We start from the raw sequence: 25244 nt of genomic DNA, 5'->3' as shown, positions 1-25244 counted from the left end.
GGAATGACTGATTATGGCATGGCCCTGCTCTGGGTCTTGATCCTTGCAAGCCTTGGCCTTTCGATTCTAGCCGTTCTGTTATCGATCTCCAGGCAACGTCGTAGCCATAGCTTGACGGTTGCACCGACTGCCGGCGAGGACGTCGCATCGGAAGCGACGCGCAAGGTTTTGCGGGAGTTCGAGAAGAATGGACAATCTCCCGACGCGGCGCTGGTGAACTGGTCGCCCGACACCTTGCGCAAGATACTTGCCGACGACCTGCCGGACGCGCAGGTCATCGTCGTCTCGAACCGAGAACCCTATATCCACAACATCAAGGACGACGGCGTCGAGCTTCTGGTGCCGGCCAGCGGCCTGGTGTCGGCGCTTGAGCCTATCACCCGCGCCTGCAGCGGCACCTGGATCGCCTATGGCGGCGGAACGGCGGATCGTCTGACGGTCGATAGCAACGATCGGGTTCAGGTGCCGCCGGACAATCCGTCCTATACGCTGCGCCGCGTGTGGCTGAGCGACGACGAATATCAGGGCTACTATCTCGGCTTTGCCAATGAAGGGCTTTGGCCGCTCTGCCATATCGCCTTCACCCGGCCGGTCTTCCGTGCCTCGGACTGGGAGGCCTATGAGGTCGTCAACCGCAAATTCGCCGATATGGTGGTTGCCGAGGCGCGCAATGAGCGGCCGATCGTGCTGGTTCAGGATTACCATTTCGCGCTCCTGCCGCGCATGATCCGCGAGCGCCTGCCGGAGGCGATCATCATCACCTTCTGGCACATCCCGTGGCCGAACTCCGAAGTGTTCAGCATCTGCCCATGGCGCGAACGCGTTCTTGATGGACTGCTCGGGAGCTCGATCATCGGCTTTCACACCCAGTTTCATGCCAATAATTTCACTGAAAGCGTAGACCGGTTCCTGGAAAGCCGCATCGAGCGCGCCGACGCCGCGATCTCGTATGGCGGGCGGACGACCCTGGTGCACGCCTATCCCATCTCCATCGAATGGCCGGCCGAACTCCTGGCGAAACTGCCACCGGTCGAGGAAAGCCGCGCCCGCCTGCGTGAGCGGTTCGGCCTGTCGGCGGACGTCAAGCTGTGCGTCGGCGTCGAGCGCCTGGACTACACCAAGGGCATCCTCGACCGCTTCCATGCGCTGGACGAATTGTTTACGCGCCACCCCGAGTGGATCGGCAAGGTAGTGTTCCTGCAGATTGCTGCCCCAAGCCGCGGCACGTTGCCGGCCTACCAGCAATTGCACGATGAATGCCTGCGTTATGCCAACGAGCTCAACCAGCGCTACGGTCATGACGGCTACAAGCCCGTGGTCATGGTGGCTGAGCACCATTCGCAGCAACAGGTCTATGAGATCTATCGCGCCGCCGACATCTGCATGGTCACCAGCCTGCATGACGGCATGAACCTCGTAGCCAAGGAATTCGTCGCCGCGCGTGACGACGAACAGGGCGTGCTGTTGCTCAGCACGTTTGCCGGCGCGTCGCGCGAACTGCTGGAAGCACTGATCGTCAATCCTTACGACGCGGCGATGATGAGCCAGGTGCTGCTGCAGGCGCTAACCATGTCACCGGACGAACAACGCGAGCGCATGCGCCCGATGCGCGAAATAGTGCGCGACAACAATGTCTTTCGCTGGGCCGGCAGCATGCTGCTCGATGCGGCGCGCCTGCGCAAACGCGGCGACCTCGAAAGAGCGACAAGTGTCGCCGAGCGGCCCGCAAACACCGACACCAACATCGTCTCGCTGTTCGACCGCATGCGGAAGGTGGCGTCATGAATAGCCTGTCAAAAGCACCGGGCCTGCCAACCGCACCCGACCTGCCGGAAGGACAATGGGCGCTTTTCCTCGATATCGACGGCACGTTGCTGGAGCACGCGGCGCACCCCGACGCCGTGTCCGTAAGCGACGAACTGCGCAACCTCCTCGGCGTCGTCGATGAACGGCTGGACGGCGCTGTCGCCTTTATCACCGGCCGCTCGGTCGAAGGCGCCGACCGCCTGTTTCATCCGTTGAAGCTGCGTGTTGCCGGTCTCTATGGGCTGGAACACCGGCTGACGCCGGACGGCCCGGTCGTTACCGCCGATGCTCCCGCCGATATCGCTGCCCTTGCCGACGCCATCGAGGCCGAACTGGATGACGGCCTTGTTCATATCGAGCGCAAGGGTCCGATCCTCGCCATCCATACGCGTGCGGCGCCGCATCTGCTGGCCAGGGCAACGCATCTTGCCGAACAGGCATTGACCGAGCTTCCCAAGGGCTATCGGGTTATCCCGGGCAACGCCGGCGTCGAACTCATGCCGCTCGAAGCGGCCAAGGGCGCTGCCGTGCGGCGTTTCATGGCAATCCCGCCCTTTGCCGGACGGCGGCCGGTCTTTCTCGGCGACGACACCGCCGACGAAAACGGTTTCGAGGCGATCAACGAGGCCGGCGGCATCTCGATCCGGGTCAAGCCGCGTGGGCCGACCGTGGCCCAATACAGGCTCGATGATGTCACCTGCGCGATAGCTTGGCTTGCCGCCAATTTCGACGCATCACCGGCTCTCAACCGCAAAGCGTCCTGATCGCTGCCGCCTGCGGATCGAATCAAGATACGCCGCGTTTGCGCCGACCTTCGCCAAAAGCCGATCGATAAGCGCTGTTCTCATTGAATATCTTTAAGGCCAAAGCCGGCAAATGGATTGCTTGCCGGTTCCCCTGCGTCAGGCATAACCTGCGCAGTCGACGCGTGAGGGCGCGTGCGGCATCAAGGGGAGGACATCGCAGTGACCATACAAGGCGCATCACCTGATCTATACAATGAGGATCTGGCTCCGGCCAAAGTCCGAAACTGGGGGCCGTTCTCGATCTTCAACGTCTGGACGTCGGACGTCCACAGCCTCTGGGGCTATTATCTCGCCGCAAGCCTGTTGCTGTTTTGCGGCGGCTTCGTCAATTTCATCATCGCCATCGGCATCGGTTCGCTGATCATCTACGCGCTGATGAACATGGTCGGCTATGCCGGCGTGAAGACCGGCGTGCCCTACCCCGTGCTGGCGCGCGCCTCCTTCGGCATCTGGGGCGCCAACATTCCGGCCCTGGTGCGCGCCATCGTCGCCTGCTTCTGGTACGGCGCGCAGACGGCGGCGGCATCGGGCGCGATCGTGGCGTTGCTGATCCGCTCGCAATGGTTCGCCGATTTCAACGCCAACACGCATTTCCTCGGCCACACGGGTCTGGAAGTGATCTGTTTTGTGGTCATCTGGGCACTGCAATTGCTGATCATCCAGAACGGCATGGAAACGGTGCGCCGCTTCCAGGATTGGGCCGGACCGGCGGTGTGGGTGATGATGTTGATCCTGGCGATCTATCTCTGTGTAAAATCCGGGAGATTTGCCTTCACCAGCGACATCCCGATGGATGTGCTGCTCGACAAGACAAAGGATGCCGGCGTACCCGGAACCCCTGGCTCCTGGACGTCGCTGTTTGCGGTGGCGGCGATCTGGGTCACCTATTTCTCAGCGCTCTATCTCAATTTCTGCGATTTCGCCCGCTATGCCCCAGACAAGGCATCGCTGCGCAAGGGCAACATCTGGGGCCTGCCGATCAATCTCATCCTGTTCTCGCTGGTCGCCGGCGTGACCACCATCGCTGCCTTCGACGTGTATGGCGAAGTGCTTCTGCATCCCGACCAGATCTCGGCGAAATTCGACAGCTGGTTCCTGGCAGCGCTTGCAGCCCTGACTTTTGCCGTGGCGACGCTCGGCATCAATGTGGTGGCAAACTTCGTCTCGCCGGCCTTCGACTTCTCCAATGTCTTTCCCCGGCAGATCGACTTCAAGAAGGGCGGCTATATCGCAGCTGTTATCGCGCTGGTGCTCTATCCCTTCGCGCCGTGGGAAGGCAGTGCCGCATCTTTCGTCAACGTCATCGGCGCGACGATGGGGCCGATCTTCGGGGTGATGATGGTCGACTACTATCTGATCCGGAAGGGCGAGGTCGACGTCGAGGCACTGTACCGCGAAGATGGCGAGTTCCGCTTCCAGGGCGGCTGGCACGTCAACGCCTTCATAGCAGCCGGCATCGGCGCCATCTTCTCCTCGGTCCTGCCGAACTTCACCAATTTGCTGCCGGCATGGTGGGGCGTTTATGGCTGGTTTTTCGGCGTCGGCATTGCAGGGGTCATCTACTACGTCCTTCGCACCGCCGCCCTTGGCGCAGGGGCCAGGACGGCGAAGGCGTGAAATTGAGGGATAGGGAGTAGTCAGTAGTCAGTAGTCAGTAGTCAGTAGTCAGTAGTCAGTAGGGAATAATACCCCTACTCCCTACTCCCTACTCCCTACTCCCTACTCCCTACTCCCTACTCCCTACTCCCTACTCCCTACTCCCTACTCCCTACTCCCTACTCCCTACTCCCTACTCCCTACTCCCTACTCCCTACTCCCTACTCCCTACTCCCTACTCCACCATCTCAGCCAACCTCCGCACCGTGTTCCAGTTGCGTGCGGTGCCGATGCCCATGCGCTTGTGGTTCATGGCAGCGAGCAGCCGCGAGCTTGGCCGCTGGCGCGAAAAGACGACCCAGATGTCGCCGTCGACCGAAGCCACCCTCTCGTCCTCGGCGGCATAGGCCTGGAGCGCGGCCACACCATCCGCTGGCGCTGGCTCGCGCATCACCCGCACGGCCACCTGATCGCCTGCCTCGGCAGAGTCGGCCGGGAATGGGTTGCCGGCGGCAAGTTTCAGCCAATCCTCGGCAGTGCGCACGATGATGACGACATTGCGGCCGAAGGTTTTTTCGAAGGCCGTTTCCAACTGCTGTTCCAGCTTGGCGATACCAGTCGCCCGTGTCTCGAAGACCAGATTGCCGGTCGCCACCAGGGTGCGCGGGTTCTTCAGCCCAAGCTGTTCAGCCATCGCCTTGAGGTCGGCCATGACGACCCGGCGGCCTTCGCCGAGGATAATGCTGTAGAGCAGCGCAACATAGGTTTGCATGGCAACGCGGCCTGCTTATACCAGCCGCGACTGGTCCACCGCGGCCGAGATGAAGCTGGCGAACAGGGGATGCGGCTCCAGCGGCCGGCTCTTCAGCTCCGGGTGATACTGGACGCCGATAAACCAGGGATGGTCGGGATATTCGACGGTTTCCGGCAGCACACCGTCGGGCGACATGCCGGCAAACACCAGGCCGCAATCTTCTAGCCGCTCCTTGTAGTCGATATTGACCTCGTAGCGGTGGCGATGGCGCTCGGAAATCTGGGTGTCGCCATAGATGTCGGCGATCTTCGAACCCTTGGCGAGTTCAGCCTGATAGGCGCCAAGCCGCATGGTGCCGCCGAGATCGCCCGTTTCGCGGCGCTTCTCCAGCATGTTGCCTTTCAGCCATTCGGTCATCAGGCCGACGACCGGCTCGTCGGTCGGACCGAATTCGGTCGACGAGGCGTGTTCGACGCCGGCCAGCGAGCGCGCTGCCTCGATGCAGGCCATCTGCATGCCGAAGCAGATGCCGAAATACGGCACCTTGCGCTCGCGGGCGAATTTCGCCGCCAGGATCTTGCCTTCCGAGCCGCGCTCGCCGAAGCCGCCGGGCACCAGGATGCCATGCACCTTTTCCAGCCACGGCGTCGGGTCTTCCTTCTCGAAAATCTCGCTCTCGATCCAGTCGAGCTTGACCTTGACGCGGTTGGCCATGCCGCCATGCGACAAAGCCTCGATCAGCGATTTGTAGGCATCCTTGAGGCCGGTGTATTTGCCGACAATGGCGATCGTTACCTCGCCTTCCGGATTGTGGATGCGGTTGGACACGGCCTGCCAGGGCTCCATGCGCGGCTTCGGCGCCGGATCGATACCGAAGGCGGCCAGCACTTCCGAATCGAGCCCTTCCTTGTGGTAAGCCATCGGCACGTCATAGATGTGGGGCACGTCGAGCGCCTGGATGACGGCGCTCTCGCGCACATTGCAGAACAGCGACAGTTTTCTGCGCTCTTCCTTGGGGATGGCGCGGTCGGCGCGGACCAGCAGGATATCGGGCGCGATGCCGATGCCGCGCAGTTCCTTGACCGAATGCTGGGTCGGCTTGGTCTTCAACTCGCCGGCCGTGGGGATGTAAGGCATCAAGGTCAGGTGGACATAGACGGCGTTGTTGCGCGGCAGATCGTTGCCGAGCTGGCGGATAGCCTCGAGAAACGGCATCGCCTCGATATCGCCAACCGTACCGCCGATCTCGCACAGCACGAAATCATAGTCGTCATTGCCGTCGAGCACGAAATTCTTGATCTCATCGGTGACATGCGGAATGACCTGCACGGTGGCGCCGAGATAGTCGCCGCGCCGTTCGCGCTCGATGATGTTCTTGTAGATGCGGCCGGTGGTGATGTTGTCTTGCTGGTTGGCCGAGCGGCCGGTGAAGCGCTCGTAATGGCCAAGATCGAGATCGGTCTCGGCGCCGTCATCGGTGACGAAAACCTCGCCATGCTGGTAAGGCGACATCGTTCCGGGATCGACATTGAGATAGGGATCGAGCTTTTTGATGCGTGCGCGATAGCCTCGCGCCTGCAAGAGAGCCCCAAGGGCCGCTGCAGCGATGCCTTTTCCAAGTGAGGAAACCACGCCGCCTGTGATGAATACATATCGCGCCATGGGAGTCATCGCTTAACGCGGCCGAATTGATTCCGCCAGAGAAAAAACCGCCGCTGAGGCTTTTTCCAGAGAAGGCGCGATAGTCCCGAGGTTCGAGACTGGTGTTTTGGTCAAAACAAAAGGGCCGGCAAAAGCCGGCCCTTTCGGCAGGTTTGTGAAAGCGTCAGATGATGACGACCTTGGTGCCGACCCTGACGCGGCTGTAGAGGTCCATGACGTGCTCGTTGATCATGCGGAAGCAGCCATTGGAAGCGCTGGTTCCGATCGACTGCGGCGCGATGGTGCCGTGGATGCGCAGATGCGTGTCCTTCTTGCCGTCGTAGAGATAGATGGCGCGGGCGCCGAGCGGGTTCTGGCCGCCGCCGGGCATGCCGTCCTTGTACTGGCCATAATGCTTGGGTTCGCGCTTCTGCATGTCGAGCGTCGGGATCCAGCGCGGCCATTCCTGCTTGTCGCCAACGGCAACCTTGCCCTTGAACTGCAGGCCTTCGCGGCCGACCGCGATCGCATAGCGGCGGGCGGTGAAAGCCGATTCGACGAGGTAGAGGCGGCGCGCGCTGGTATCGATGACGATCGTACCCGGCTCATAGCCGCTGAATTCGACGTCCTGCGGCACGAATTCCGGCTTCACCTTGAACTGCTTCTTGGCTTGCCGCTTGGCGAGAGCCTGGTCGAGCGCGCGCGTTTCGGGGAGATAGGCAATCGACGAGGCAGAGGACGTGCCGCCGAACAGGCCGGCGAACAGTCCGCCGCTCGTCGGCTTCTGGCCCGGGGCCTCGCTGCGCAATTCGCCATTGTTGCCGGTCAGCGCGATATTCATCGCTTCGGCCGGAAGCGGTTCAGCCGATTCGATCGGCTCGATCGGCGCGATCGGGTCAACCGGAGCGATGATCTTGGTGGTCTTCTTGCCTGGCTTGGCGTCGGCAACCACGACCGGCTTGCCCTTGCTTGCCAGGAACGCCTGGCGCTGGGCATCGGCCCTGGCTTTCGCCGCATCGCGCATCGCCAGCTTGCGGGCCTCGAGCGCCTTGACGCGGGCGAGATCCCTGTCGGCGGCGATCTTGTCTTCGAGCTTGCTGATCTGAGCCAGATCATCCGGGCTCGGGTTTTTCTTCTTCTTGAGAAGCTTCAGCTGCGTCGCATCGCTCTTGGCGGCGACGTTGATGACAGCGGTTTTGCCAACCGCCTGCGGTGAGGTCATTGCCGGAGTGCCGGCGAAGACCGCGGAGCTCATGCCGAATACGGCACAAAACCCCATGAAAATGAAGCTGCGAAGCTGCATGGCGAAGATCCGATCGTTCAATGCTTGTTGCCCACGGCGTCGCCCGGCGCCCCCCAAGGGCGCAGAAAGTGCCGCCGGCAATCTATAATCGAAGTGGCGTACGGGCCTCAAGCACGGGGTGCGGTCGAATCTTCGTGATCGTGTGCCATTTGCCGCGACTGTGTTGAAACAACAACAGATCGCGGCATCTGACGCTACCGACTACTGGTTCGGAACCTGCGGTGTCACCGGCAAGGTAACGCCATTGGTAGCCGGCGGCGTAGCCGAATCGGTTGCAGGTGGCGTCGCCGGAGATGGAGCCGTCGCCGGGGCCGTGGTGGCGGGCGGCGTGGTGGCGGCGCCGTTGGCCGCGGGCGCGGCCGGTGCGGTGTTGCCCGAAGGCGGCGTCGGCGCCGTCGTGCCGGGCAACTGATTGAGCACGCCGTTGCCGCTGTCGGCCGGCACGCGGTCGAGAATGTCGATCGGTTTTTCGCCATAGCGGGCAACGATCGAGAGTGTCAGCGACGTCACGAAGAAGGCCGCGGCCAGGATCGCCGTCGCCCGCGTCAGCGCATTGGCGGCGCCACGCGCGGTCATGAAACCGGAACCGCCGCCAATGCCGAGACCACCGCCTTCGGAGCGTTGCAGCAGCACCACGCCGACAAGGGCGAGCACGACCATGAGGTGGATGACGATCAGTACGGTTTCCATATTTTATCCTGGCAAGCCCTGCCGCTCCCTGGCGATCAGGGCCGGTGATTTGGAGGCGGCTCCATACAATGCTTTAACGGCATTTCCAAGCCCGTGGCCGGAATATGGGAAGCAATGCGCCCTTTGCAACGATTTCCGCCGAACTGCTGCGTTCATAAGTCTATGACCGAACTGGTCGGCAACGAAATTCCGGGGCCTACGAGATATTCTGGTATGCCTCGGCGATGGCGAGAAAGTCGGACGCCTTCAGGCTGGCGCCGCCAACCAGCGCGCCATCGACGTTTTTGACGCCTAGCAGTTCGACAGCGTTGGACGCCTTGACCGAGCCGCCATAGAGGATGCGCATCTTGCCGGCCACGGCTGCGCCGAGCGCTTCCGCCAGTTTTTGGCGGATATGCGCGTGCGCCTCCGCCACGTCTTCGGCGGTCGGCGTCAGGCCGGTGCCGATAGCCCATACCGGCTCGTAGGCGATAACGGTGTTGGCGGGCGTTGCGCTCGGTGGCACCGAGCCGGCGACCTGGCGCGATAACACGTCGAGTGCTGTGCCCGCTTCGCGCTCGGCCTTGGTCTCGCCGATGCAGATGATGGCGACGAGCCCTGCCCGCCACGCCGCCGAGGCCTTGGCGAGGACGATGGCATCGTCCTCGCTGCGCTGTTCGCGGCACTCGGAATGGCCGACAATGACGTGGCTGGCGCCCGCATCCTTCAGCATCTCGGCTGAGACGCAGCCGGTGAAGGCGCCGCTTTCCTTGATGTGGCAGTCCTCGCCACCGGCCCGCACCGGCGTGCGCGACAGGATTTCGACGGCGCGCGACAGTAAGGTCGCCGGCACGCAGACCAATGCTTCGGTCTCTGCGTCGAGCCCGCTCATGAAGCCGTTGCCGATCATCCTGAGCTCGTTCAGCGAAGCGCTGGTGCCGTTCATTTTCCAGTTGCCGGCAACGAGCGGTCGAATTCCTGGCGTCATGGGGATCTGGTTCTCCGGGCGACATTGGGGTCTCGCCCTCCCTATCAAAATCAGGCCACAAAGCAATCGACAGTGAGCCGGAAGGGCGCTATTGCGCTTGTTTCAGACTCGGGCGCACGCAAAACTGCGCAAAAATCGGAAGTAACAATGCTTGGTATATTGAGAAGCGCGGCAGGGACCTGGGTCGCGAAAGCCCTGCTGTCGCTGCTGGTGTTGAGTTTCCTTGCCTGGGGCGTCACCACGCGGATGACGGGCGGCTTCCTGGCTGGCCATCATGCGGTGATCACCGCCGGCAGCACCACCGTGTCGATCACCGAGTACCGCCTCGCCTACGATCGCCAGATCGCCATGCTGCAGCAGCAGATCGGCCAGCGCATCAGCCGCGACCAGGCCAAGGCCTATGGCATCGACAACCAGGTGCTGGCTCAGTTGGTGTCCGGCGCCGTCCTTGACGAACAGGCGCGCAAGCTCGGGCTTGGCTTCTCCAAGGACAGGCTGGCCGAACTGACGCGGCAGGAACCCGCCTTCCAAGGCCCGAATGGCCAGTTCGACCGCCGGCTGTTCGAATCCCGGCTGCGCGAACTGGGAATGCGGCCGGAGGATTATCTGAAGAACCGGGCTCAGGTGGCGGTGCGCCAGCAGATCGTCGAAGCGGTTTCGGACGGCCTCAAGGCTCCGGACACCTTCTTCAAGGCAGTTGCGCTCTATCGGGGCGAAGACCGCACCATCGACTATCTGATCTTGCCAAAGGCGTTGGTGGAGCCCATCGAGGCGCCATCCGACAGCGTGCTTCAGGCTTATTTCGAGGCCAACAAGAAAACCTACGCGGCGCCAGAATACCGCAAATTCTCCTATGTCCGGCTCGAGCCCGAAGACATCATGGATGTCAGCGCCGTAACGGACCAGCAGGTCAGCGACGACTACAACAAGAACAAGGGCCGCTACACCACGCCGGAAATGCGCACCATCGAACAGCTGGTGTTCCCTTCCGCGGACGCCGCCAAGGCGGCATCCGATTCGCTGAAGACGGGCGCCACTTTCGACAAGATCGTCACCGCGCAGGGCAAGACCCCGGCCGACACGCTGCTCGGCACGCTCTCCAAGGATAAGATCACCGACAAGGCGGTCGCCGATGCCGCATTCGCGCTTGCCGTCAACGAAGTCAGCCCGGTCGTCCAGGGCGCGTTCGGTCCGGTGCTTTTGCGCGTCACCGAGATCAAACCGGAAACGGTGAAGCCGCTGGCGGAAGTGTCAGACCAGATCCGAAAGGATCTGGCGCTCGGCGAAGCAAGCCGCATCCTGCTCGACGTGCACGACAACTACGAAGACACCCGCGCCGCCGGCAGCACGCTGGCCGAAGCCGCCGCCAAACTGAAGCTCAAGGACGTCACCGTCGAGGCCATAGACCGCACCGGCCTCAAGCCGGACGGCACCATCATCAAGGACCTGCCGGCATCGCCGGACCTGATCAAGGCGGTGTTCGAGGCCGAGCCCAACACCGAGAATCAAGCCCTGACCACGCCTAACAACGGCTTCGTGTTCTATGAACTGACATCGATCACGCCGGCTCGCGACCGCACGCTGGACGAAGTCCGCCAGCGCGTGGTGGCGGACTGGACGACAGAGGAAACGACCAAGCGGCTGACCGCGAAAGCAGACGAACTCGACAAGCGCCTCAAGGCTGGCACCACACTCGACGTCATCGCCGGCGAACTGAAGCTTGAAAAGCAGACCAAGCGCGGCGTGAAGCGCGAGGCCGACGATGTCGATTTCGGCAAGGAGGGTGCTGCTGCGATGTTCGGGGTCGGCGAAGGCGGCACCGGGCTGATCCCCTCGCCCACCGGCGACGGCCAGATCCTGTTCAAGGTCGCCGAAGTGTTCGAGCCGGCCGGAGCCGACGCCAGCTCGGTACCCGACGATGCGCAAAAATCCTTCACGCAAGGCATGTCCGACGATCTGCTCGACCAGCTGGTGGCGCAGTTGCAGACGCAGTACGCCGTCAGCGTCGACCAGGCCGCCGTTTCCCAAGCCCTCGCCCAATGAATGGCCTTAGCCCAATGAACGTCTTGGCCCAATGAGCGCCCTGAAGACCCATATCGCCAAGGTCGCCACGGGAACCGGGCTTACCTTCGAGGAAGCGCGCGAAGCTTTCGACATCATCATGTCTGGCGACGCGACGCCGGGCCAGATCGGCGGCTTCCTGATGGCGTTGCGCGTGCGCGGGGAGACCGTGAGCGAGATTTCCGGCGCCGTCGCCACCATGCGTGCCAAGATGCTGCGCGTCGAAGCTCCTGAGGGCGCCATCGACATTGTCGGCACGGGCGGCGACAATTCGCATTCAGTCAACATCTCGACCGCTTCGGCCTTCGTCATTGCCGGCTGCGGCGTGCCGGTCGCCAAGCACGGCAATCGCGGCCTGTCGTCGCTGACGGGCGCTGCCGATGTGCTGGTCGCGCTCGGCGTCAAGATCGATATCCTGCCAGAGGTGATCGGCCGCTGCATCCAGGAGGCCGGCGTCGGCTTCATGTTCGCGCCGGCGCACCACCCTGCGATGAAGCATGTCGGCCCGACCCGCGTCGAGCTCGGCACGCGTACCATCTTCAACCTGCTCGGACCGCTGTCCAATCCGGCTGGCGTCAGCAGGCAGATGGTCGGCGTGTTCCTGCCGGAATGGATCGTGCCGGTGGCCGAGACATTGAAGGCGTTGGGCACCGAGCATGCCTGGGTGGTCCATGGGGATGGCTATGACGAAATCACCACCACCGGCGAAACGCAGGTGGCGGAACTGGCCGGCGGCGAGATCCGCCATTTCAGGCTCACCCCGGAAGCCGTCGGCCTGCAGCGCCACACCAAGGACGAGTTGCGCGGCGGCGACGCCGCCTACAATGCCACGGCGTTGCGCGACATGCTGAGAGGTGCTGCCGGGGCCTATCGCGATACGGTGCTGATGAACGCCGGCGCCGGCATGGTGGTGGCCGGCAAGGCGACGACGCTTGCCGACGGCATGGCCGCGGCCACACAGGCCATCGACAGCGGCCGGGCGCTGGGCGTGCTCGACAGGCTGGTCGAGATTTCGAACGGATGAGCCGTGGCTGACATTCTGCGCAAGATCGAGGCCTACAAGCGCGACGAGATCGCGGCGGCGAAGGCGCGGATACCGTTGGCCGAGATCAAGGCGCGAGCCAAGGATGCCGACGCACCGCGTGGCTTTCGGAGGGCGCTTGAGGCGAAGCGCAGATCGGGCAGCTTCGGCCTGATCGCCGAGATCAAAAAGGCAAGCCCATCCAAAGGCTTGATCCGTGCCGATTTCGACCCGCCCGCACTGGCGCAGGCCTATGAGAAAGGCGGTGCCGCCTGTCTTTCGGTGCTGACCGATGCGCCATCCTTCCAGGGCGCGCCGGAATTTCTCACCAATGCACGCAAGGCAGTGTCCCTGCCCGCGCTGCGCAAGGATTTCCTGTTCGACCCTTACCAGGTCTACGAGGCTCGCGCATGGGGCGCCGATGCCATCCTGATCATCATGGCCAGCGTCGATGATGCCTTGGCGAGCGAATTGGAAGCGACCGCGTTCGAACTCGGCATGGACGCGCTGATCGAGGTGCATGACGAGGCCGAGACGCAGCGCGCGGTAAAACTCTCGTCGCAGCTGATCGGCATCAACAACCGCAATCTCAGAACATTCGAGACCAGCCTCGAGACCTCGGAACGGCTGGCATCGATGGTGCCGGGCGGCCGATTGCTGGTCAGCGAGAGCGGAATTTTCACCCACGACGATTGCTTCAGGATGCAAAAGACCGGCATCAGCACCTTCCTCGTCGGCGAGAGCCTGATGCGGCAAGAGGATGTCGCTGCGGCAACGCGGCTGCTTTTGACAGGCAAGGCGAAAGCAGAGGCCATCTGAGGATGGCAGCCGCCCTCACCCATCTCGGCGCCAAGGGCGAGGCCAACATGGTCGATGTCGGCGAGAAGGCGGAGACGACGCGCACGGCGGTCGCCGAGGGCTTTGTCTCGATGCGGGCCGAAACCCTGAAGATGATCCTCGACGGCGACGCCAAGAAGGGCGATGTGCTGGGTACCGCGCGCATTGCCGGCATCATGGCTGCCAAGAAGACGCATGAGCTGATCCCACTCTGCCATCCGCTGCTTTTGACCAAGGTGTCGGTCGACATCGAACCGGACACCACGCTGCCCGGCCTCAGGGTCACCGCGCTCGCCCGCGTCACCGGCAAGACCGGGGTCGAGATGGAGGCGCTGACCGCGGCATCTGTCGCGTGCCTGACCATTTACGACATGGCCAAGGCGGTCGACCGCGCCATGGTGATTTCCGGTATAAAGCTGGTGGAAAAGACCGGCGGCAAGTCCGGCGACTACAAGGCGGGTTCGTAAATGGCGCTGGTTCCGGTCGCCGAGGCGCTTCAACGCCTACTCGACGGCGCTGTGGCGTTGCCCGGTGAAAGCGTCGCGCTGGCGGATTCGGCCGGCCGGGTGCTGGCGGAGCCGGTCGTGGCGCTGCGTACCCAGCCGCCTTTCAATGCATCTGCCATGGACGGCTATGCCGCACGGGCGCGGGATGTGGCGACCCTCCCGGCGAGGCTTTCGGTGATCGGCAAGGCGCCTGCAGGGCGAGGCTTTGACGGCGCTGTAGGTAAGGCGGAAGCTGTGCGCATCTTCACCGGCGCGCCGCTGCCGGAAGGCGCAGACACCATCGTCATCCAGGAGAATGTCCGCGATCTCGGCGGTGGCCGGATCGAGGTCACCGAACCGACGGCGAAGAACCGTAACATCCGCCGCCTTGGACTGGATTTTGCCCAAGGCGACGTGCTGCTGGAGAAAGGCCGCGTGCTCGATCCGGCTGCATTGTCGCTGGCGGCGTCGGCCAATCATCCCCGGTTGAACGTGGTGCAACGGCCGCTGGTCGCCATCATCGCCACCGGCGACGAATTGCTGCCACCGGGTAGCGAACCTGGCCCCGACCAGATCATCTCGTCCAACGCCTATGGCGTCGCTGCTGTGGCGCAGTCGGTCGGCGCTCGCGCGCTCGATCTCGGTATAGCGGCCGATCGCAAGGAAGCGATCGCGGCGCTGGTGAAAAAGGCGGTCGATGCGAAAGCCGACGTCATCGTCACGCTCGGCGGCGCCTCGGTCGGCGACCATGATCTCGTCCATGACGTGCTGACCGGCGAAGGCATGAACCTCGACTTCTGGAAGCTCGCCATGCGCCCGGGCAAGCCGCTGATGTTCGGGCGGCTGGGCGATATCAGGTGCATCGGCCTGCCCGGCAATCCGGTGGCGAGCCTGGTCTGCTCGCAATTGTTCCTGAAGCCGTTATTGGCGCAGCTCGGCGGCCGTCCCCACCGGCAGGACATCCGCCAGGCTCAGCTTGGCGCCGCGATGCCGGCCAATGATCTAAGGCAAGACTATGTGCGCGCCGTGGTCCGGGAAGAAGCCGGCGCATTGGTGGCGACGCCGTTCGGCATCCAGGATTCCTCGATGCTGAGAATGCTGGCCGACGCCACCGGCCTGATCGTGCGCGAGCCCTTCGCTCCGGCGGCAGAAGCAGGCGCTGCTTGCAGCGTTCTGATGTTGCGCTGAAGGTCGCGGATCCAAGCCGTTAATTCCAAGAGATAAGACTGGTTGTTACTCCGCCAGCAATGTCCGCGTCAGCGGATGTGTCGGATCGGCAAGCCCGTCGACGATGCTGAAATGATGCCGGTCCGGCTCGACCACTGTGCTGGTCGTGGCGCCGAGGCCGATCCAGATGTTGGCAAGCAGCGCATTCTGGCGCAGGAACTCCGCCCGCTCGCCGCCGCCGGCCCAGCAGGTGATGCGCGCGCCCTGCATGGGGCGCAGCAGAACCGGGCTTTCGGCCAGTGCTTCCGCTTCATCGATGGCCAGTGTCGCGTTCATCCCCGTCCGCATGATCGGCCGCAGATCATGAACCCCGGAGATCGAGACGACATTGCGTATGCGGCCGGCCACATCGGCGGCCAGAGGCGTCGTTGTCGTCACCATCCTGGAGGCGAGATGGCCGCCGGCGGAATGCCCGGTCAGGATCACCGGCCCGCCGACCATCGTCGCCGCCTTGCCGATCGCCGCCGCGATTTCCCTGACGATGCCGGAAATGCGTATGTCGGGACAAAGCGTGTAAGTCGGCATTGCCACGGCAAAGCCATTGGCAACCGCGCCGTTGGCCAGATGCGACCATGGCTTGTTGTCGAACGCCTTCCAGTAACCGCCATGGATGAAGACGACGAGCCCTTTGGGCATGACATCGGGAAGGAACAGATCGAGCCTGTTGCGCGGGCTGTCGCCATAGGCGATGTCGAGCTTGGCCCGACCGGACGCCGACATTGTGTCGCGAAAAGCCTGTGCCGGTGTGTCCCACGCGGCCGGCCAGCGATTGCTGCCGGCAATGTTGTCGCCGTTGGCGTAGGCATTGTCCCAATCGGCAACACGATGTTGGAGCATCTGCATCCCTCCCGGATGGCTTCAGTTCAGTCGACAGGAATGGCCGCCGAACAGGGCGGCGTCAATCCTGCGACCTAAAAACATTTTAGGCTTGAAACAAATTTCGACTGGTGCGATCCTGCGCCTTGTTCAGCCATGGGCGCGAGGCAGACAGGGGCAGCCGAAAATGCTTGGGCCATCAGCGCATATCGACACATTCACGCGCGACAACCTGCCGCCGCCGGAGCAATGGCCGGAGTTTTTGCTCGACGGCTTCGACTATCCCGACCACATAAATGCCGGCGTCGAATTGACCGACAGGCTGGTCGAAAAAGGGTTCGGCGACCACACCGCGCTGATCGGCAATGGCCGCCGCCGCACCTACAAGGAACTGTCCGACTGGACCAACAGGCTCGCCCATGCCCTGGTCGAGAATTATGGCGTCAAGCCGGGCAACCGGGTGCTGATCCGCTCGGCCAACAACCCGGCCATGGTCGCCTGTTGGCTGGCCGCCACCAAGGTTGGCGCGGTGGTCGTCAACACCATGCCGATGCTGCGCGCCGGCGAACTCGCCAAGATCGTCGACAAGGCGGAAATCACGGTTGCGCTTTGCGATACAAGGCTGATGGACGAGATGACCGCCTGCGCCAAGGGCAGTGCGTATCTCAAGCAGGTCATTGGCTTCGACGGCACGGCCAACCATGACGCGGAACTCGACCGCGCCGCCCTCGACAAGCCGGTCACCTTCACTGCCGTCAACACCGGCCGCGACGATGTCGCCCTGCTCGGCTTCACCTCCGGCACCACCGGCGTGCCGAAGGCGACGATGCATTTCCACCGCGACCTGCTGATCGTCGCCGACGCCTATGCCCGCGAAATCCTGGAGGTGACGCCCGACGACATCTTCGTCGGCTCCCCGCCCCTTGCCTTTACCTTCGGTCTTGGCGGGCTCGCCATCTTCCCGCTGCGTTTCGGCGCCGCGGCGACGCTGCTGGAACAGGCGACGCCACCCAACATGATCCACATCATCGAGACCTACAAAGCGACCATTTCCTTCACCGCTCCAACCGCCTATCGGGCCATGCTCAAGGCCATGGATCAAGGCGCTGACTTGTCCTCGCTGCGCGTCGCGGTTTCGGCGGGCGAGACGCTGCCGGCGCCTGTCTTCGAGGAATGGACTGAGAAGACCGGCAAGCCGATCCTCGATGGGATCGGCGCCACCGAGATGCTGCATATCTTCATCTCCAACCGCTTCGACGACATGAAGCCGGCCTCCACCGGCAAACCCGTCGGCGGCTATCAGGCACGCATCGTCGATGACGAGATGCGGGAGTTGCCGCGCGGCTCTACTGGCCGGCTGGCGGTGCGCGGCCCGACCGGCTGCCGCTACATGGCCGATGCCAGGCAAAAGGACTATGTCCGCGACGGCTGGAATCTCACCGGCGATACGTTCACGCAGGACGAGGATGGCTTCTTCCACTTCGCCGCGCGTTCCGACGACATGATCGTCAGCGCCGGCTACAACATCGCCGGCCCCGAGGTCGAAGCGGCGCTGCTCTCGCATCCCGACGTCGCCGAATGCGCGGTGACCGGCGCCGAGGACGGTGAACGCGGCCAGATCGTCGAGGCGCATATCGTGCTTGTGCAAGGTGTTTCGCCGGACGCATTGACCGTCAAACGCCTGCAGGACCACGTCAAGGCAACGATCGCGCCCTACAAATATCCGCGTTCGGTGAAGTTCATCGACGCCTTGCCCAAAACCCAGACCGGCAAGATCCAGCGCTTCCGGTTGCGCGCGGAGAAGAGCAATTGATTAAGCCGCACGATCCGGCGTCCGATGGCGCGCAGATGTCGTTCAAGGAGCGGATGTCCTACAGCGACTATCTGCAGCTGGACAAGGTGCTCGATGCGCAGGCGCCGCTGTCTTCGGCCCATGACGAGATGCTGTTCATCATCCAGCATCAGACATCGGAATTGTGGATGAAGCTCGCTTTACACGAGATCGGCGCCGCGATCCGCTCTATCCGCGCCGACCGCCTCGAACCGAGCTTCAAGATGCTGTCTCGCGTCGCGCGCATCTTCGAGCAGCTCAACAATGCCTGGGACGTGCTGCGCACGATGACGCCAAGCGAATACACCGAGTTTCGCGACGCGCTCGGCCAATCCTCGGGCTTCCAGTCGTGGCAGTACCGCGCCATCGAGTTCATGGCCGGCAACCGCAACCTAGCCATGCTCGGGCCGCACAAGCACCGGCGCGATCTTACGGACAGGCTGGAAGCGATCCTGGCCACGCCGTCGCTGTACGACGAGGCGCTTCTGCTTTTGGCGCGCAATGGCTTCGACATCGGCGCCGATGCCGGGCGCACGGACTGGCGCGAGACGCGCGGTGAGAACGAAGACGTGCTGGCTGCCTGGCAAACCGTCTACCGCGACCCGCAGCGCTACTGGATGCTCTACGAACTGGCCGAGAAGCTGGTCGACTTCGAGGATTACTTCCGCCGCTGGCGCTTCAACCACGTCACAACGGTCGAGCGCATCATCGGCTTGAAGCGCGGCACCGGCGGCACCTCAGGCGCCTCCTATCTGAAGAAGATGCTGGAGGTCGTGCTGTTTCCGGAGCTCTGGACGGTCCGCACCCGGCTCTAGAGCATTTCACCGTTTAACGGAAACGGCGAAATGCTCTAGCTCTTTGATTGACGCAATTTCGGACGGAAAACCGCTTCACACTTTTCCTGAAATTGCTCTGGTTTCTCACGTAACCGCGGTCTTCACCGCGAAGCGGGCGTCCTGCCAGGCGCCGGTGCGCAGAATATCCTCCAGGACTTCGACCGCCTGCCAGACATCGCCATATCCGACATAGAGCGGCGTGAAGCCGAAACGGATGGTCGACGGCGCCCGGAAATCGCCGATCACGCCGCGCTCGATCAGCGCCCGCATCACCTGATAGCCATGCGGGTGGAGGAACGACACCTGGCTGCCGCGCTGGCTGCCGTCGCGAGGACTTTCCAGTTCAAGCCGGTAGGCGCCGCATCTGGCTTCGACGAGCTGGATAAACAGGTCGGTCAGCGCGATGCTTTTTCTGCGCACCGCCGCCATATCGACGTCGTTCCAGATATCGAGCGCGCCCTTGAGCGCCCGCATCGACAGCACCGGCTGCGTTCCGCACAGGAAGCGGCGAATGCCGCTGCCGACGGCAAAGCCCTGCTCGAAGGCAAAGGGCCGCGCATGGCCCCACCAGCCGCTGAGCGGCTGGTGGGCATCGTCATGGTGGCGCTCGGCCGCGTAGATGAAGGCCGGCGAGCCCGGGCCGCCATTGAGGTATTTGTAGGTGCAGCCGACGGCGAAATCGGCATTGGCACGGTCAAGTTCGACCGGCAAGGCGCCGGCCGTGTGGCAGAGATCCCAGATGATCAGCGCGCCGGCGTCATGTGCCTTGCGCGTCAGCGCCGCCATGTCGCGCAACTGGCCGGATTTGTAGTTGACGTGGTTGACCAGGATGACGGCAACGCTGTCGTCGATCAGCTCCTCGATTGCGGCCGCGTCGACGCCCTCCAGCCGCAGCCGCGTTCCCGGCCGGGTCGAGGCGACGCCTTCGGCCATGTAGAGGTCGGTCGGGAAACTGTCGCCCTCGGCAACGATGACCGACCGATCCGGCCGCATGCCGAGCGCTGCGTGCAGCAGCTTGTAGATGTTGATCGAGGTTGTGTCGCAGACCACCGTCTGCCCATCAGCCGCGCCGATCAGTCGCCCGAGCTGATCTCCGAGTTCCACCGGCATGTTGAACCAGCCGGCGGTGTTCCAGGCGCGAATGAGGTCGTGCGCCCATTCCTGCGTGGCGGCCTGCTGCAGTTCGCTGAAGACGACCGCTGACGCGGCGCCCAGGGAATTGCCGTCGAGATAAATCACGCCTTGCGGCAAGACAAAGCGTTCACGCATGGAGCGCAGCGGATCGGCGGCATCCATTGCTTCGATTGTAGCGAGATCGGGTGTCGTGCTCATGATCCGGCGCCCCTCCATGGACAAACGCGCGCGGCGGAGCCTGCCGCCCAAACATGCCGGCGATCTTGAGTGGTCGCCCTTGAACTGTCAAACATTATATATAATTCACCCATTGAAAGGCTTTGATATATAATGATCCGCCCGAGCGTTTATGTCTGATGGATCACGATGCTGGATGACGAGCAGACCTCGAAGACGGAAGTGGCCTATCGCCTGCTCAGGCGCGATATTCTTGCGACCCGGCTGGCGCCTGCCGCGCCGTTGAAGCTGAGCACGCTGCGCAACACCTACGGCATCGGCTGGACGCCGTTGCGCGAGGCGCTGTCGCGGCTGGAGGCGGAACGGCTTGTGACCGCCATCAGCAACCGCGGGTTTGCGGTCGCTCCCGTCTCTCGGGCGGAGCTCGAGGATTTGGCACGTGCGCGGCTGGTGGTCGAACTGCCCCTGCTGGTGGAATCGATCGAGAAGGGCGACCGTGAGTGGGAAGACGCGGTCGTTGCCGCCCACTATCGTCTCTCACGGTGCGGGTCTGTTCTCGACGATCCATCGGATGATGCGGTCGACGCGTGGTACGAAAAACACGATGCCTTCCATGCGGCGCTGCTCAGTGCCGCGACATCCAGCTGGCTGCTGCGCTTCAATGCAACGATTTCCGACCAATTGCATCGCCATCACCGCTTTCTGGGTCTGGCCCCGACGCTGCGCGCCGCCGCCGGCCGCACGGACGGACACCGGAAGGCCGTGGCGGCCCTGCGCGACGCCGTGGCGATCGAACACCATACCGCCCTGATGGAAGCGGCCCTCGATCGCGACGTCGAACGTGCGAAAACTCTGATGACCGCTCACATCGGCTACACGCTGCGGGTCTATGCCCAGAGAGAACCCCGCGCGGATGCTGCGCAGCCCCGTCCGAAAAGGAAGCGGCGATCGTAGCCGACGACGCAGGGCACTTTGTCTTCGTTTCACCCCGTTGCTGGCAACTGGGCGCAGGCGGCGCTCGCAGCGCCGAACGTTACGCTGAACAAAACGTCAACACATTCATTAAACTTTAAAAGGTTGCGGAACACAACTGGAACAGATAGTGTTTGTTCTGGGTTTGTTTTTTCTGATTCTGGTTTCAGAACCCTTGGGGGCCGCGATGCTGACGCGCAAACAACATGAGCTTCTGATGTTCATCCATGAACGCCTGAAGGAGAGCGGAATCCCGCCGTCCTTCGACGAGATGAAGGAAGCGCTCGACCTCGCCTCCAAGTCCGGCATCCACCGCCTGATCACGGCGCTTGAGGAGCGCGGTTTCATTCGCCGGCTGCCGAACCGGGCGCGCGCGCTGGAAGTGCTGCGGCTGCCCGACTCGATCGCACCAGGCCTCAATGCGGCGAGGAAGTTTTCGCCGAGCGTCATTCAGGGCAGTCTTGGTCAAACCGGCCAAGGGCAAGGCGGCCAAGGACAAGGCGCGTTGGGCCAAGGCGGTCTCGGCCGCCAGATCAAGCCGGGCTCGCCGTCGCGTTCGATGTCGGCCGGCAATGACGATGCCGTTTCCGCGATTTCAATCCCGGTTATGGGACGCATCGCCGCCGGCGTGCCGATCGACGCCATCCAGCATCAGACCCATTCGATCTCGGTGCCGCCCGATATGATCATGGGCGGCGAACACTACGCGCTCGAGGTCAAGGGCGATTCGATGATCGAGGCCGGCATTTTCGATGGCGACACGGTCATCATCCGCAATGCCGACACAGCCAGCCCCGGCGAGATCGTGGTGGCGTTGGTCGACGATGAGGAAGCGACCCTGAAACGCTTCCGCCGCAAGGGCGCCTCGATCGCCCTGGAAGCCGCCAACCCGGCCTACGAGACCCGCATTTTTGGACCGGACAGGGTGAAGGTGCAGGGCAAGCTTGTCGGATTGATCCGGCGCTACTGAGCCGGCTTGGGTTTGTACTTTTCACGCTGGTTGTAAGGCGGCAGGCCGCGCGCTTCGCGGGAGAAGCGGCGTTGCTCGTGCCAGTGGCGATACGGCTTGTCGACGGCGAAGCGGATGGTTGGCGCTGCAGCTGCCGATTGCGGATCGAAGAAGACGGCGGCGCTGCCGTCGCGGGCCAGCTGTTTCTTCGTCACGACCAGCACCAGCGGGTCGCGGCACGGATTGTAGGCGGTGGCGTCATCGATGACGATCAGGCTCGCGAAGGCACAGGCCGGCCGCGCCGTCTTGCGGTCTTTCGCAAGCGCTACAATGGCTCCGGAAGGGTGCCGGGCGATACAGAGATCGCCGGTGCAATAGAAGGGCGAGCCGGGCGGCAGATCGAGCGGATCGAGATCGAACCGCGTATCTGTTGACTCGAAAATCTCAGGTGGGATAATGGTTTCGGCCCGCAGCGCCCGTTTCCAATTGTCCGTGGTGAATTCGTTGGAGCGTTCGCGGTTGAGGGCGAGTTCGCCGCCACCGATCGGCATGGCCACCAGATGCGCATCCTCGGATATGAGCACGTCGGGCGTAAGCACCTGCGGCACCGTCAACAGGCCGGCCAGCGCGAAAGGCACGGCCGCCAGCCTGAGCCAGGTGGTGGCCATGGTGGCGATGACGAGGGCGACCGTCACCAGCAGCACCGAGCGGATGGAAATCAACCCGACGGCATCGACCGGCGAGCGCTCGGAAATCCAGGCCGATATGGCGATCATCGCCGTCAGGCCTTTGCCCATCACATAGAGGAACGGTCCGTCGGCGCCGAACGGCATCGCCAGCGCGCTGAGCACGGCAAACGGCATGACGATCAACGATACAATCGGCATCACGGCCAGATTGGCGATCAGGCTGAGCGGCGACACACGCTGAAAATGCCAGATGGCGAACAGCAAGGTTGCACTGCCGGCGATGATCGAGGTCATGGCGAGGCCGCCCATGGCCAGCGCGAATTTTCGCGACAGGAAGCCGACGAAGGAGCGCTTTGCCGGTGGCGTTCTCACCTTGTCGGCGCGGTAATCGGCCCAGCCGGCATAGGCGCCGACAAGGGCGGCAGTGGCGGCAAACGACATCTGGAAGCTGGGACCGACCACCTCGTGCGGCGACACCAGGATGACGGCAATGGCGGAGATCGCCAGATTGCGCATGGTGAGTGCGGCGCGATCAAACAGCACGGCGACAAGCATGACCGCTAGCATGATGAAACTGCGCTCGGCAGCCACCACGATGCCTGAAATGACGAGATAGGCGGCGATGGAGACGAGTGCTGCCACTGCTGCATATTTCTTCACCGGCCGGCGCGAGGAGAAATCCGGAAACAGCGCAAAGGCGCCGCGCAGCAACGCCATGATGGTGCCGGCAACCAGCGCCATATGCAGGCCGGAGATGGAGATGATGTGATAGATGCCGGTGCGCCGCATCGCTTCGTTGACCTCGTCCGGGATGCCGGCGCGCACGCCGACAATCAGCGCCGCGGCAATCTCGCCTTCGGCGCCGCCGATCTTGCCCCTGATATGGTCGGCAATGTTTTCGCGCGCGCTCTCGATTGCCGAGGAGAGCCGCGCGGTCAGCGGCGGCGGTCCCTGCGTAGCAATGGTTTTCGGATTGCCGAGAAAGAAGCCGCTGCCGCCGATACCGGTGAAATAGCTGTCGAAGGAGAAATCGTAGCTCTCCGGCCGCACCGGACCGGTCGGCGGCAACAGCCTGGCATAGCCGGTGATCAGGGAGCCGGCGGTCATATCGGCGGGAACGGTCCGCGCCGAGAGCCTGACCCGCTCCGGGGCGTAGCGCAGCTTGGGGTAAGCGGTCGAAACCACGTCGAGCGTCAGCCTGATGCGCCCGCTCTCCATCTGTTCGAGACTGACGACGCGGCCGGTCAGCCGTGTCTGGATCTCGGAGCCGAGCATCTGCGTTCCGGCGCGCCAGGTCTCGACTTTGGCGGCGACGACGCCGAGCGCGCACAGCATCGCGGCCATGCAGAACAGATGCGTCCTCGGCCGCGATCGCGTGGCGACAGCGCAACATGTCGCCAGCACCACAATGGCGATTGGCTGCGCAAAGCCCGGCTCGCCGGCCAGCGAGAAGTAGACGATGACGCCGGCTGCCAGGAAAACCGGGACCAGCAGGAAGGCGACGCCCCGGTCGAGCTCCGTGTTGGCGGCCACGGCAAGGCTGCGGCGGAGCGCGGGCCATGACGGGCGGCGAAGCCGTCTGCGCAGTCGGGCGATAGATCCGGGCGCTGTGACTTGCGCCGGCAAGGCGTGACCGGGCAGCGCGGGCGCTATGCCGGGATGCGGCTCAGGCAGCGCGAGGGGCAGCGGCTCGGCATAGGGACTATCGGCAAACAGCGAGCGTTCGCTGACGCTTGCCTCGCCGCCTTCGCCTTCCTTCGTGCCCCGGCCACGTCCAGCCATCGGGTCTGCCCCTTGCGCCCCAGACCTCCTATGCTACATGAACGCGCAAAGTGCGAAAGTCCGTGCGGTCGCGTCCACCGCGCCGGAATTGACGATCACTCGCCAAGGACGCTCAATCCTCAATCATATCCCGGCCCTCCGCCCTCAGGCGAGCAAGCCCATCGTGCATTGCCTTCAATTGTTCCGGTGTATGACCCTGCCATTCAGCGAGCTCCCCCAGGATGAGCAACGGATCACGGGAGCGGTAGGATTTCGTCGGATTACCGGGAAATTTTTTATCGGTCAGGTTAGGGTCATCCATAAAAAACCCCGTCGGCTTTACGATGTAAATCCTTTGACGACCGTCACCCGTTGCAAGCTCTGCTCCCCAGATGGCGGCTTCCAGTGTCTGGGTGAAATAGATCCATGACAGTGGTTTACCTCTGAAATTGGAAGGGTGGCCGACGCTCAGCAGATCCCCGGGTTTCAAATCCGCCCGGGTACCATGGTAGAACGGATCACCCTCCGTATGGTCGGCGTTTCTGGTCATCGGTAGTCCTTCTTTCAATCATTCCTCCTTCGTGGCGAGGCCGGACCGCACACAGTTGCGGTGTTCACGATAATGATTGCAGAAAGGTCAATATGCGTGACCAAGCCAACGCTGTCACGGCGGCGTTGTGTCGGGCAGTGCCGCATCCGTGAAGAAATGTCCGCTCGTCAGAGGGGGCTACCACCGTCGCAGCGATGTTCCAGGCACTGTGACGGGCGCTGCAGCCGAATGAAACCCAGACATTGACGCTGCTGCCAAATGAGGTTGCGCGGAGGTGCGAACAGATTTTTGTGCTACAAGGCTCCACCGCCAGTTGACGCAAACGATAATTGCCG

Annotated in this window: 21 protein-coding genes; 12 read left to right on the top strand and 9 right to left on the bottom strand. The window is 63.1% G+C overall.

The annotated features are described in order from the left end of the window. Positions 1-3: 3 nt before the first annotated feature. The 3 genes from NLY33_RS19610 to NLY33_RS19600 all read left to right on the top strand — a co-directional run bounded on the left by NLY33_RS19610 (position 4) and on the right by NLY33_RS19600 (position 4229). Positions 4-1785 (top strand): alpha,alpha-trehalose-phosphate synthase (UDP-forming), encoded by a 1782-nt coding sequence (locus NLY33_RS19610; RefSeq protein ID WP_023707492.1) that lies wholly within the window; start codon positions 4-6, stop codon positions 1783-1785. Continuing rightward, entirely contained in the window at positions 1782-2570 is a 789-nt protein-coding gene (gene otsB / locus NLY33_RS19605; protein ID WP_023672690.1) for a trehalose-phosphatase, read from the top strand. The genes NLY33_RS19610 and otsB overlap by 4 nt, the downstream gene beginning before the upstream one ends. Before the next feature lie 201 nt (positions 2571-2771). Continuing rightward, on the top strand, positions 2772-4229 hold the full coding sequence (locus tag NLY33_RS19600) for an NCS1 family nucleobase:cation symporter-1 (protein ID WP_023707491.1): 1458 nt from the start codon (positions 2772-2774) through the stop codon (positions 4227-4229). A 214-nt stretch (positions 4230-4443) separates the two neighbouring features. Here the strand turns inward: NLY33_RS19600 and NLY33_RS19595 are convergent, their stop codons facing one another. From NLY33_RS19595 to tpiA, 5 genes are all read right to left on the bottom strand, one after another. Continuing rightward, complete coding sequence (locus tag NLY33_RS19595; protein ID WP_023709418.1) at positions 4444-4980, bottom strand: DUF1697 domain-containing protein; 537 nt, start codon at positions 4978-4980, stop codon at positions 4444-4446. Positions 4981-4995: 15 nt separating this feature from the next. Continuing rightward, on the bottom strand, positions 4996-6633 hold the full coding sequence (pyrG, locus tag NLY33_RS19590; RefSeq protein WP_081725397.1) for a CTP synthase: 1638 nt from the start codon (positions 6631-6633) through the stop codon (positions 4996-4998). Positions 6634-6787: 154 nt separating this feature from the next. Next, positions 6788-7906 carry a L,D-transpeptidase gene (locus NLY33_RS19585; RefSeq protein ID WP_023693456.1) on the bottom strand — a complete coding sequence of 373 codons (1119 nt, stop codon included), beginning with the start codon at positions 7904-7906 and terminating at the stop codon, positions 6788-6790. A 201-nt stretch (positions 7907-8107) separates the two neighbouring features. Then, complete coding sequence (gene secG / locus NLY33_RS19580) at positions 8108-8596, bottom strand: preprotein translocase subunit SecG (RefSeq protein ID WP_023693455.1); 489 nt, start codon at positions 8594-8596, stop codon at positions 8108-8110. Between the two features lie 196 nt (positions 8597-8792). After that, positions 8793-9563 (bottom strand): triose-phosphate isomerase, encoded by a 771-nt coding sequence (gene tpiA / locus NLY33_RS19575; RefSeq protein ID WP_023688559.1) that lies wholly within the window; start codon positions 9561-9563, stop codon positions 8793-8795. Between the two features lie 147 nt (positions 9564-9710). Between tpiA and NLY33_RS19570 the strand changes: the two genes are divergently transcribed. The 5 genes from NLY33_RS19570 to NLY33_RS19550 are packed head-to-tail and all read left to right on the top strand — an operon-like array spanning position 9711 to position 15155. Continuing rightward, positions 9711-11606, top strand: a complete 1896-nt coding sequence (locus NLY33_RS19570; protein ID WP_023688560.1) for a peptidylprolyl isomerase — start codon at positions 9711-9713, stop codon at positions 11604-11606. 31 nt (positions 11607-11637) lie between these two features. Further along, entirely contained in the window at positions 11638-12648 is a 1011-nt protein-coding gene (trpD, locus tag NLY33_RS19565) for an anthranilate phosphoribosyltransferase (RefSeq protein WP_023706241.1), read from the top strand. 3 nt (positions 12649-12651) lie between these two features. After that, entirely contained in the window at positions 12652-13464 is an 813-nt protein-coding gene (trpC, locus tag NLY33_RS19560) for an indole-3-glycerol phosphate synthase TrpC (protein WP_023684711.1), read from the top strand. Between the two features lie 2 nt (positions 13465-13466). Beyond that, positions 13467-13949 carry a cyclic pyranopterin monophosphate synthase MoaC gene (gene moaC, locus NLY33_RS19555; protein ID WP_023684710.1) on the top strand — a complete coding sequence of 161 codons (483 nt, stop codon included), beginning with the start codon at positions 13467-13469 and terminating at the stop codon, positions 13947-13949. After that, the gene (locus tag NLY33_RS19550) at positions 13950-15155 is read left to right on the top strand and encodes a molybdopterin molybdotransferase MoeA (protein WP_023693454.1); all 1206 of its coding nucleotides are present in this window, start codon (positions 13950-13952) and stop codon (positions 15153-15155) included. A gap of 45 nt (positions 15156-15200) precedes the next feature. Here the strand turns inward: NLY33_RS19550 and NLY33_RS19545 are convergent, their stop codons facing one another. After that, positions 15201-16031: a hormone-sensitive lipase gene (locus NLY33_RS19545; RefSeq protein WP_023706240.1), complete on the bottom strand. Its 831-nt coding sequence runs from the start codon at positions 16029-16031 to the stop codon at positions 15201-15203. Positions 16032-16197: 166 nt separating this feature from the next. Here NLY33_RS19545 and NLY33_RS19540 point away from each other — a divergent pair, with 166 nt between their 5' ends. Beyond that, entirely contained in the window at positions 16198-17823 is a 1626-nt protein-coding gene (locus NLY33_RS19540; RefSeq protein ID WP_023671045.1) for an AMP-binding protein, read from the top strand. Next, positions 17820-18656 (top strand): tryptophan 2,3-dioxygenase, encoded by an 837-nt coding sequence (kynA, locus tag NLY33_RS19535; RefSeq protein ID WP_031196583.1) that lies wholly within the window; start codon positions 17820-17822, stop codon positions 18654-18656. The genes NLY33_RS19540 and kynA overlap by 4 nt, the downstream gene beginning before the upstream one ends. Before the next feature lie 105 nt (positions 18657-18761). Here the strand turns inward: kynA and kynU are convergent, their stop codons facing one another. Further along, positions 18762-20009, bottom strand: a complete 1248-nt coding sequence (gene kynU, locus NLY33_RS19530) for a kynureninase (RefSeq protein ID WP_023684705.1) — start codon at positions 20007-20009, stop codon at positions 18762-18764. A 168-nt stretch (positions 20010-20177) separates the two neighbouring features. On the opposite strand from kynU, the gene NLY33_RS19525 reads away from it, so the two are divergent. Continuing rightward, positions 20178-20942, top strand: coding sequence for a GntR family transcriptional regulator (locus NLY33_RS19525; protein ID WP_023684704.1), 765 nt, complete (start codon positions 20178-20180; stop codon positions 20940-20942). Between the two features lie 205 nt (positions 20943-21147). Then, the gene (lexA, locus tag NLY33_RS19520) at positions 21148-21930 is read left to right on the top strand and encodes a transcriptional repressor LexA (RefSeq protein ID WP_023684703.1); all 783 of its coding nucleotides are present in this window, start codon (positions 21148-21150) and stop codon (positions 21928-21930) included. On the opposite strand, the gene NLY33_RS19515 is transcribed toward lexA, so the two are convergent. Together NLY33_RS19515 and arr are read right to left on the bottom strand one after the other, a co-directional pair. Beyond that, complete coding sequence (locus tag NLY33_RS19515) at positions 21924-24380, bottom strand: ComEC/Rec2 family competence protein (RefSeq protein WP_023707490.1); 2457 nt, start codon at positions 24378-24380, stop codon at positions 21924-21926. The two genes, lexA and NLY33_RS19515, sit on opposite strands and share 7 nt — an antisense overlap. A gap of 112 nt (positions 24381-24492) precedes the next feature. Beyond that, entirely contained in the window at positions 24493-24909 is a 417-nt protein-coding gene (arr, locus tag NLY33_RS19510; protein WP_023696562.1) for an NAD(+)--rifampin ADP-ribosyltransferase, read from the bottom strand. Positions 24910-25244: the final 335 nt, after the last annotated feature.

The sequence above is a fragment of the Mesorhizobium sp. C432A genome, assembly GCF_030323145.1.
Taxonomy (GTDB): Bacteria; Pseudomonadota; Alphaproteobacteria; order Rhizobiales; family Rhizobiaceae; genus Mesorhizobium.
Note: the sequence above shows the minus strand (reverse complement) of the source record. Positions and strands in the feature narration are given on the sequence as shown.

Excerpts from the sequence above, each read along its gene's own strand:
- NLY33_RS19610 (WP_023707492.1), top strand. The coding sequence starts at position 4 with ATGACTGATTATGGCATGGCCCTGCTCTGGGTCTTGATCCTTGCAAGC.
- otsB (WP_023672690.1), top strand. The coding sequence starts at position 1,782 with ATGAATAGCCTGTCAAAAGCACCGGGCCTGCCAACCGCACCCGACCTG.
- NLY33_RS19595 (WP_023709418.1), bottom strand. The coding sequence starts at position 4,980 with ATGCAAACCTATGTTGCGCTGCTCTACAGCATTATCCTCGGCGAAGGC.
- pyrG (WP_081725397.1), bottom strand. The coding sequence starts at position 6,633 with ATGACTCCCATGGCGCGATATGTATTCATCACAGGCGGCGTGGTTTCC.
- NLY33_RS19585 (WP_023693456.1), bottom strand. The coding sequence starts at position 7,906 with ATGCAGCTTCGCAGCTTCATTTTCATGGGGTTTTGTGCCGTATTCGGC.
- secG (WP_023693455.1), bottom strand. The coding sequence starts at position 8,596 with ATGGAAACCGTACTGATCGTCATCCACCTCATGGTCGTGCTCGCCCTT.
- tpiA (WP_023688559.1), bottom strand. The coding sequence starts at position 9,563 with ATGACGCCAGGAATTCGACCGCTCGTTGCCGGCAACTGGAAAATGAAC.
- NLY33_RS19570 (WP_023688560.1), top strand. The coding sequence starts at position 9,711 with ATGCTTGGTATATTGAGAAGCGCGGCAGGGACCTGGGTCGCGAAAGCC.
- trpD (WP_023706241.1), top strand. The coding sequence starts at position 11,638 with ATGAGCGCCCTGAAGACCCATATCGCCAAGGTCGCCACGGGAACCGGG.
- moaC (WP_023684710.1), top strand. The coding sequence starts at position 13,467 with ATGGCAGCCGCCCTCACCCATCTCGGCGCCAAGGGCGAGGCCAACATG.
- NLY33_RS19550 (WP_023693454.1), top strand. The coding sequence starts at position 13,950 with ATGGCGCTGGTTCCGGTCGCCGAGGCGCTTCAACGCCTACTCGACGGC.
- NLY33_RS19545 (WP_023706240.1), bottom strand. The coding sequence starts at position 16,031 with ATGCTCCAACATCGTGTTGCCGATTGGGACAATGCCTACGCCAACGGC.
- NLY33_RS19540 (WP_023671045.1), top strand. The coding sequence starts at position 16,198 with ATGCTTGGGCCATCAGCGCATATCGACACATTCACGCGCGACAACCTG.
- kynU (WP_023684705.1), bottom strand. The coding sequence starts at position 20,009 with ATGAGCACGACACCCGATCTCGCTACAATCGAAGCAATGGATGCCGCC.
- NLY33_RS19525 (WP_023684704.1), top strand. The coding sequence starts at position 20,178 with ATGCTGGATGACGAGCAGACCTCGAAGACGGAAGTGGCCTATCGCCTG.
- lexA (WP_023684703.1), top strand. The coding sequence starts at position 21,148 with ATGCTGACGCGCAAACAACATGAGCTTCTGATGTTCATCCATGAACGC.
- NLY33_RS19515 (WP_023707490.1), bottom strand. The coding sequence starts at position 24,380 with ATGGCTGGACGTGGCCGGGGCACGAAGGAAGGCGAAGGCGGCGAGGCA.
- arr (WP_023696562.1), bottom strand. The coding sequence starts at position 24,909 with ATGACCAGAAACGCCGACCATACGGAGGGTGATCCGTTCTACCATGGT.